5 protein-coding genes and 1 pseudogene are annotated in these 7597 nt (G+C 65.1%); 4 read left to right on the forward strand and 2 right to left on the reverse strand.

Annotated features, from left to right (window positions below):
• Positions 1-489 precede the first annotated feature (489 nt).
• A complete protein-coding gene (locus H8R17_RS43675) occupies positions 490-1314 on the forward strand; it encodes an SCO family protein (RefSeq protein ID WP_187828722.1) in 825 nt (274 codons plus the stop codon).
• Between the two features lie 306 nt (positions 1315-1620).
• Here the strand turns inward: H8R17_RS43675 and H8R17_RS43680 are convergent, their stop codons facing one another.
• Both H8R17_RS43680 and H8R17_RS43685 read right to left on the reverse strand, forming a co-directional pair.
• Entirely contained in the window at positions 1621-1821 is a 201-nt protein-coding gene (locus H8R17_RS43680; RefSeq protein ID WP_187828723.1) for a type II toxin-antitoxin system VapB family antitoxin, read from the reverse strand.
• 119 nt (positions 1822-1940) lie between these two features.
• Positions 1941-2246, reverse strand: a complete 306-nt coding sequence (locus H8R17_RS43685) for a hypothetical protein (protein ID WP_187828724.1) — start codon at positions 2244-2246, stop codon at positions 1941-1943.
• A 120-nt stretch (positions 2247-2366) separates the two neighbouring features.
• Between H8R17_RS43685 and H8R17_RS43690 the strand changes: the two are divergent.
• The 3 genes and pseudogenes from H8R17_RS43690 to H8R17_RS43700 form a co-directional block, all read left to right on the forward strand.
• A pseudogene (locus tag H8R17_RS43690) lies at positions 2367-2995 on the forward strand (transposase); the annotation flags it as partial.
• Between the two features lie 361 nt (positions 2996-3356).
• Positions 3357-6503, forward strand: coding sequence for a DUF3427 domain-containing protein (locus H8R17_RS43695; RefSeq protein ID WP_187828725.1), 3147 nt, complete (start codon positions 3357-3359; stop codon positions 6501-6503).
• A gap of 42 nt (positions 6504-6545) precedes the next feature.
• On the forward strand, positions 6546-7526 hold the full coding sequence (locus tag H8R17_RS43700) for a hypothetical protein (RefSeq protein ID WP_187828726.1): 981 nt from the start codon (positions 6546-6548) through the stop codon (positions 7524-7526).
• Positions 7527-7597: the final 71 nt, after the last annotated feature.

Raw genomic sequence — 7597 nt, forward strand, 5'->3', positions numbered from 1 at the left:
CGGCCCAACGCCACACCCCCGGCCCGAGACACCCCCGGGCCGGTCACACCATACGAATCAACGACCCGCGAAGTACGGGACTAGCCGCCAAGCCACCCCGGCTCACTCACGGCAGACGGGGGGAGCGTTGCCGTGCGTCGGCACTTCCAGGCGGTGGTGGGGGTGTCGCCGGGGGCTTACCGGGCGACGTTCAGGGGCGGCTGCGGGCGGGGACGGCTCGGATGCGGGCTGACGGGGACGCCGAACTGGATGGGTACAGCGCCAACCCCGCCTCCCTCGCGGCGTGCGAGATGCCGCGTTCGGAGGGGTGCCTGTGGCCGCGTGGGCGCGCGGCGCTTGGTACCCCCCAGGTAATCAGCGCCGGGGCCGCCGGTAGCGTGACCCGGGAGTGGAGCCGCCCGAAGCCGGGCTCCCTGTCGCGGGAGATCAGACGTGTTGTCGCATACCAGTGGGGATTCCTCGCCCGTACAGCCCCGGGCAGGACGCGGTGTGCGCAGACTGGTGCACACCGTGCGGCCGGCTGCCGGCGGCCACGGGCGGCGGCGCTGGATCGCTGCCATCATGGCCATGGCTTTGGCGGCACTGGTCACCGGGTGCGCCTCGGGGAGCAGCAAGATCCCCCCGCCGAAGCAGAACGTCGGCACCCGGACCAGCGGAAGGATCCCTGCCGACATCCTGAAACTGCCGTTGACCGACCAGAACGGCAAGCCCACCGACCTGGCCGCCTTCAAGGGCAAGGTATTGGTGGTCTCCGACACGCTGACCCTGTGCCAGGAGACCTGCCCGCTGGACACCGCGAATCTGGTACAAACCGCGCGGGAGGTCGCCAAGGACCACGAATCGTCCAAGGTCGAGTTCCTGTCGATCACCGTCGACCCGCAGCGTGACACGCCCGCGCAACTCGCGGCGTACCGGCACCTGTACACGCCGGCTCCCGCCGACTGGCAGGCGCTGACCGGTACGCCGGCGACCATCGCCAAGCTGTGGAAGTACTTCGGCGTCTGGTACAAGAAGGTGTCGCAGGACACACCGCCCCCGAAGAACTGGCGCACCGGCCAGACGCTGACCTACGACATCGACCACTCGGACGAGATCTTCTTCATCGACGGCCGCGGCAGCGAGCGTTTCGTCATCAACGGCACCGCCCACGTGGCCCCGGGCACCGTCATGCCCGCGACCATGCACAAATTCCTTTCTGCCGCCGGCCTGGGCAACCTCAAGCACCCGGATGTCACCGCGTGGACGGTGCCGCAGGCACTGCAGACACTCAGCTGGCTACTGCAGCACAAGCTCGCCACTTCGCCCTCTGCATAACCACGCCCCGCCACCTGTGGCCGCGAGGCCGGGACGGAGCCCGGAACCGCGCTCAGGGCTCGGCCGCCGACCGCCACACCGGTCCGCACGGACCCCGGTGCCCACCTGGGCCGGGCAGCCCGACGGCCGGGCCGGTAGGGCGGGAGCTGACGCCGCGGAACAGGACCTGCGGTGCGGCTCAGCAGCGTCGCCTGCTCGCTCTTCAAAGGTTCCACCCGACCACCCCACGTCGACCATGAAGACCCGGCTACGCAGCGGCGAAACCAGGCGTCGTCACGCGATCACAGTGGTCAGCCGGCCGGCCGGTCAGCCTTGAGGCTCCTGCGGTTTGCTCTCGACCTCGCGCAGGCTCTGGTCTTTCAGTTCGGTGCGTACTTCGGTGCGATGCCCCCGGGCGATGTAGTCACGCACGACCGCTTCGACGGCGTCCTGGGACGAGCCGATCCCGGCCAGGACCATCACTTCCACCACCAGTTCGGCATCGAGACTGATGTTGACCTTGGCCACGAGCCGCCCCCTTCGTCTGACCGGGACTCTAACAGCCGCACCAGGCCCCACCGGGAGTGCTCAGGTGGCCCGCCCGGTTCCGTAGAGCTCCGTGTGAGCCAGGACCGTCAGCGGCGCGCTCAGGCGGCCCGCCGGTCGGCCACCGCCCACGACGCGAGGGCAACGCCACCGGCCACGGAGTACACGGCGGGCCAGGCGCCGACCTTCTTGGCCAGCGGATGCGACGCGGCGAAGGCGGCGACGTACGCGACGGTGAGCGCCCCGGCGGCAGCGCCCCCGGCCTGCCGCCGCCACTGCTGCGCGGCAGCGGCCCCGGCCACGGCGAGCACGGCCCCGCCGAGCTGCCGCTTCTTGGTCCAGCGGGCCACACCGTAACCACCGATCAGCCCGCTCGCCGCCACCACCGCGGCCGGTACTTTCGCCATGACATGACTCCTTGCCCGTACTGGCTGCTCCCGTAGGCTAACGCGCGACAGAAGCGGCACTCTGCGGGGGGCGGGCCGTGGGGGAATGACAGGGGGAGCGGCATGAGCGAGACACCGTTACGGCGGTTCCGCCACCCGGGACGCAAGCGGATCGAGGACCGCGGGACGCTGCAGGGTGTGCTGTTCGTCCTCCACACCGGCATCCAGTGGGAATACCTGCCGCAGGAGTTGGGACCTTCAGCGGGTGCTGCTGGACCGGCTTCGGGCAGCAGACCGCCTGGACTTCTCCCGCGTCACCGTTGACGCTTCGCACGTGCAGGCCAAGCGGGGGCGAAGCAGCCCAAAACTCGGTCCGAGTCCGGTTGACCGTGCACGGCCGGGCTCGAAGCAACACGTGCAGACCGAGGCGCACGGCATCCCGCTGCGGGTGTCGCTGACCGGCGGTCATCGCAACGACGTCACCCAGCTCCTGCCCCTGATCGACAGTCTTGGGCCAGTGAGGGGCAAGCAGGGCCGGCCCCGGCGCAAGCCCCGCAGGTTATACGCCGACCGAGGCTACGACCACGATGTCTACCATCGCCGTCTGCGCGAGCGCGGCATCACACCGAAGATCGCCCGGCGTGGAGAGCCGCACGGCTCGGGCCTGGGTCGCGTCCGGTGGGTCACCGAGTCCGCTATCGCCTGGCTCCACGGACTTCCTCCAACTCGCCCACTGCATGCCCCTCGCCCGCAAGCATCCGGCTTTCTGAAAGGCCCCTAAGCCCACCCGGCGTGCCTGCGAGACGCGCCCGCGCCCGTCAGCGCTGGGCCACAGTCCAACCCACGACACTCGCCCGCCGACCTTGGCCACCCGCCCTCCGGGCCGCCCGCTCGCTTCTCCCCCCGGCGGAAGCACGACACTGACCGAGAAGCGGGCGGTCCAACGGCAACCGTGACAACCACACAAGCGCAAATCGCCGGTGCCACCGCACCTCACCTCCCCGAAGGACGACCGCCAAACGATCACTTTTCAGCACAGCCTCGTCCAATGTCAGTAGTTGCTGTTAGAACAGATCCACATCGTCACCAGCGATCGCGCACGGGAACCACGAGGGATCTAGGGGAGTAGTCGTGGCAGAACCAGGAGGCCTGTCAAAGCCGATCGCCGGTGTCTACGAGAAACTGATCACGAGCGACGTACAGGACGAACTGGAGCGCTTCACGGCCGCAGGCTGGAAAGCCATAGATGCCGAGGTCACCGAGGAGTCCACTCCGCACGTGCTCGCTCGCCACATCGGTGGAGTTGTCAGCCAACGACTCAGCCAACTCCCGCCCGAAGATCGTGTCGGGGTCGCGAACCGCATCCTCAGGTCGCTGGCCGCCAGTGCCCCCGGTCCAAGCGAAGCCGAGGCCGCGAGCATCATCGTCGAAGGCCCTCGGCAGCTCCTGACTCTCGCGCGACAGGAGGCGCCGGGTGTCTACGCCCTTCGCCCCCTCACGCCCCTGTCCGAAACGTCGCTCATCACGAACTCCCCCGAAGACCTCAGCCTCGGTGCCGAACTCAGGGCCGAGCTCGCCACCGCGGACCGTATCGACCTGCTGTGCGCATTTGTGAAGTGGTACGGCATTCGCGTCCTGGAAGACTCACTACGCGCTGCAAAGGAGCGCGGCGTGCCGATCCGCGTCATCACGACGACCTACATCGGCGCCACTGATCGCCACGCGCTGGACCGCCTGGTCCGCGACTTCGGCGCCACAGTCAAGGTCAACTACGAAATCCGATCCACTCGACTGCACGCCAAGGCCTGGCTGTTCCGACGTGACACGGGCTTCGACACCGCATATGTCGGCAGCTCAAACCTTTCGAAGGCTGCACTCCTCGACGGCCTAGAGTGGAATGTGCGTCTCTCGTCCATCGCGACCCCAACGGTACTGGACAAATTCGAGGCAACGTTCGACGCGTACTGGAATGACTCCGCCTTTAAAACCTACGACCCCGAACATCACGGTGAGCGTCTCGATCGAGCCCTAGCCCAGGCAGGCGGCACGACCTCCACCACCGACCTGAAGATCACCCTCTCCGGCCTGGAGGTACGTCCCTTCCCCTATCAGCAAGACATGCTGGAACGCCTTCGGGTAGAACGCGAGATCCGAGGGCGAAACCGCAACCTGCTGGTCGCGGCCACGGGTACCGGCAAGACGGTGATGGCGGCCCTGGACTACCGAAGTCTGAGTAAGAAGTTCGACAACGGTCGCCCAAAGTTGCTGTTCGTCGCCCATCGCAAGGAGATCCTCAACCAGTCTCTGCGCACGTACCAGGAAGTGCTGGACGACGCCTCATTCGGTGAGCTGCTCTACGGCGGTGAGGACCCGCAAGCTTGGAACCACGTCTTCGCCAGCGTCAAGTCACTCAACCTCCAGCGGCTCGAACAACTGGACCCGGACCACTTCGACATCATCGTCATCGACGAGTTCCATCACGCCACGGCCGCCACCTACCGCCGCGTCATCGACCACTTCAAACCGCAGGAATTGCTCGGTCTGACCGCGACCCCCGAGCGGATGGACGGCCTCAACGTCCAGGACGAGTTCTTCGAGGGCCGCACCGCGGCCGAGATGCGACTGTGGGAAGCACTCGAAAACGACCTGCTGTGCCCCTTCCACTACTTCGGCATCCCGGATGGTACAGACCTGACGAACCTCGGCTGGCAGAAGGGCACGTACGCAGACCAAGAGCTCGGCAACCTCTACACGGGTAACCACGCACGAGCCCGGATTGTGGTCAAGCAGATCCGAGACAAGATCGCCGAGCCCGGAGCCATGCGCGCACTGGGTTTCTGCGTGACCAAGGCTCACGCCCATTTTATGGCGGACTTCTTCCGGCAGGCCGGCTTCCAAGCAACTGCCCTCGACAGCGCTTCACCCGCTGCCGTACGGGCTCAGGCTCTGGCTGATCTACGGGACGGGAAGCTCCAAATCATCTTCTCCGTCGACCTGTTCAATGAGGGTCTCGATATCCCAGACGTCGACACGCTCCTTCTCCTGCGCCCGACCAACAGCGCCACGGTCTTCCTCCAACAACTTGGCCGCGGCCTACGGCGTACTGACACGAAGCCCGTCCTCACTGTCCTTGACTTCATCGGGCAGCATCGGACGGAGTTCCGCTTCGAGGAACAGTTCCGAGCCCTGACGAGTTTCTCCAGAAACCGGCTCGTCGACCACATCGAGCACGACTTCCCACTCCTTCCCTCCGGATGTCAGATCATTCTGGAAGGCAAGGCCAAGGACCTCGTGCTTGACAACATCCGCACCCAACTGAGCGCTACCTTCAGGACCTTGGTCAGCGAAGCCAAGGCCTATGACTCCCCGCAGCTCGCGGACTACCTGAGTGAGAGTCGCAGAGAGATCAAGGAGCTGTACAAGAGCGACAACTCCTGGACGTCTGTCCTACGCAGGGCCGGCTTGATCAAAACTCCTCCCCCTGCCGGCGAATCGGCCCTCCTCAAGCGCGTCCACGCCTTCCTGCACGTCGACGACCCCGAGCGTGCCCACGCATACCTCCGCCTCCTCGCCGACGACGTCCCGCCCTACGAAGAGCTCAATCCGGCAGACCAGGCATACGCCCGCATGCTCTTCTTCAACCTGTGGGACAACGCAGGCGGCTTCAGCAGCTTCCAGCAAGGCTTGGACTCGCTGCGCGACCAACGCGTCTTCCGCGACGAACTCCGTCAGGTCCTGTCCTACGTCATCGAGCAGGCGGACCACTTCCCCATCCCCCTGTCAGGCAGCCACAGCCACATTCCCCTGAAGGTCCACAGCTCCTATAACCGCTCGGAGATCCTTGCGGCGCTCGGGGTGGCGCGCTTTGGTGGCCAGATGCCCAGGTCCTTCGCCCAGGGCGTCCAGTGGGTAGAGAAGATCAAGACGGATGCTCTCCTGATCACCCTGGAGAAGAACGAGAAGGACTTCTCCCCCACGGTCCGGTACAAGGACTACGCGCTGAGCCGTAGACTCTTCCACTGGGAGTCCCAGAACTCCACGGCCGAGATCTCTCCCACGGGACTGCGCTACCAGCACCACGCCCAACGAGGCAGCCATGTCCTCCTCTTCATGCGCCGCTACAAGAACACCGACATCGGAAAGTCTCAGCCCTGGATGCTGCTGGGACCCGCCACCTACGAGGGCCACACTGGCACCAAGCCGATGGCGATCACGTGGCGCCTGGACCACGAACTGCCGGCCGATGTGTGGTCGTACGCGGCCATCGCCGCAAGCTAGTTGAGCAGGAACGGTGTCAGTGTGATCCGCTAACGTCGAGACATGGCCATACCTTCGATCGAACCTGGGCAACTGACGACCCGTGCCGAGATGCAGAAGTTCTTCGGCGGAGGGGATCGCGAAGGGATCGTTCCATCCACAACCACCCCAAACATCCTCATCTACGTTGATCACGACAGTGGTGGCAAGTACGGCTATGAGAATGGTTGGCTGGATGAAGAAGACGAGTTGGGGCCGGTGTTCGAGTACACCGGCCGAGGCGCCGTTGACGACCAAACGTTTCTGGGAACTGCCGGGTCCCGCAACAAGGCCATCCTGGAGCATGCGGAGACGGGTAGATCGCTACGCCTCTTCATGGCGGTGGGCAAGATCCCCGGCGCCAAGTCTGGCGCCAAGCAGCAACGATACATTGGCGAGTTCAAGTTGGACTCGAAGCAGCCCTACACCATACGCGAGGCCAATGATCAGAAAGGCAATCGGCGGCGCATAATCGTCTTCCGTATGCGCCCCAAGGGGGCCTATCAACGCATCGCTGCAGACGTCATCACCCCTGCGGAGAAGACCGACGCTCAAAGAGTCTCCGCGACCGTAGTCGCGAGCAAGATGGTAGAGCCGAAGAGGAAACGAGTGGCAGAGAGCAGGCGCGCTGCCCAACCAAGCCTCATAGCCGACCAGCGCCAATCCGAACTGCGGGAAAAATATCTCGAAGAGCTCACGAAGCGCCAACACGACGTCTTTGCGTACCAAATCAAGATCGCGGATACGACAAGGATCCTCAAAACCGATCTCTATGACGCCACCGAGCATCAGTTGTATTCGGTGCGAGGCGACAGCAGCCGCGAAGAAGTGCGCGTGGCTATAGGTCAGCTCAAAGATTACGTGCGGCATATCAGGCCACGCAATGCCAAGCTGGCCGTACTGCTTCCCGAAAGGCCGCAGGACGACTTGCTGGATCTCCTCCACACGGAGGGAATCGACCTGGTCTACCAAGATGGCGCTGGATACACGGGTCTTCGAATTTAGTCGGGGTCCCCTTCGCGTCGGGAGCATCTCGTGGTCGCGCAGAGTGACCGTAGGCGCTGGTTGGCGCGGTT

It is taken from the genome of Streptomyces sp. TRM68367 (genome assembly GCF_014495685.1).
GTDB lineage: Bacteria > Actinomycetota > Actinomycetes > Streptomycetales > Streptomycetaceae > Streptomyces.

What these genes read in the sequence shown, in the direction of transcription:
- H8R17_RS43685 (WP_187828724.1), bottom strand. Translation starts at nt 2,246, where the DNA reads ATGGCGAAAGTACCGGCCGCGGTGGTGGCGGCGAGCGGGCTGATCGGT.
- H8R17_RS43700 (WP_187828726.1), top strand. Translation starts at nt 6,546, where the DNA reads ATGGCCATACCTTCGATCGAACCTGGGCAACTGACGACCCGTGCCGAG.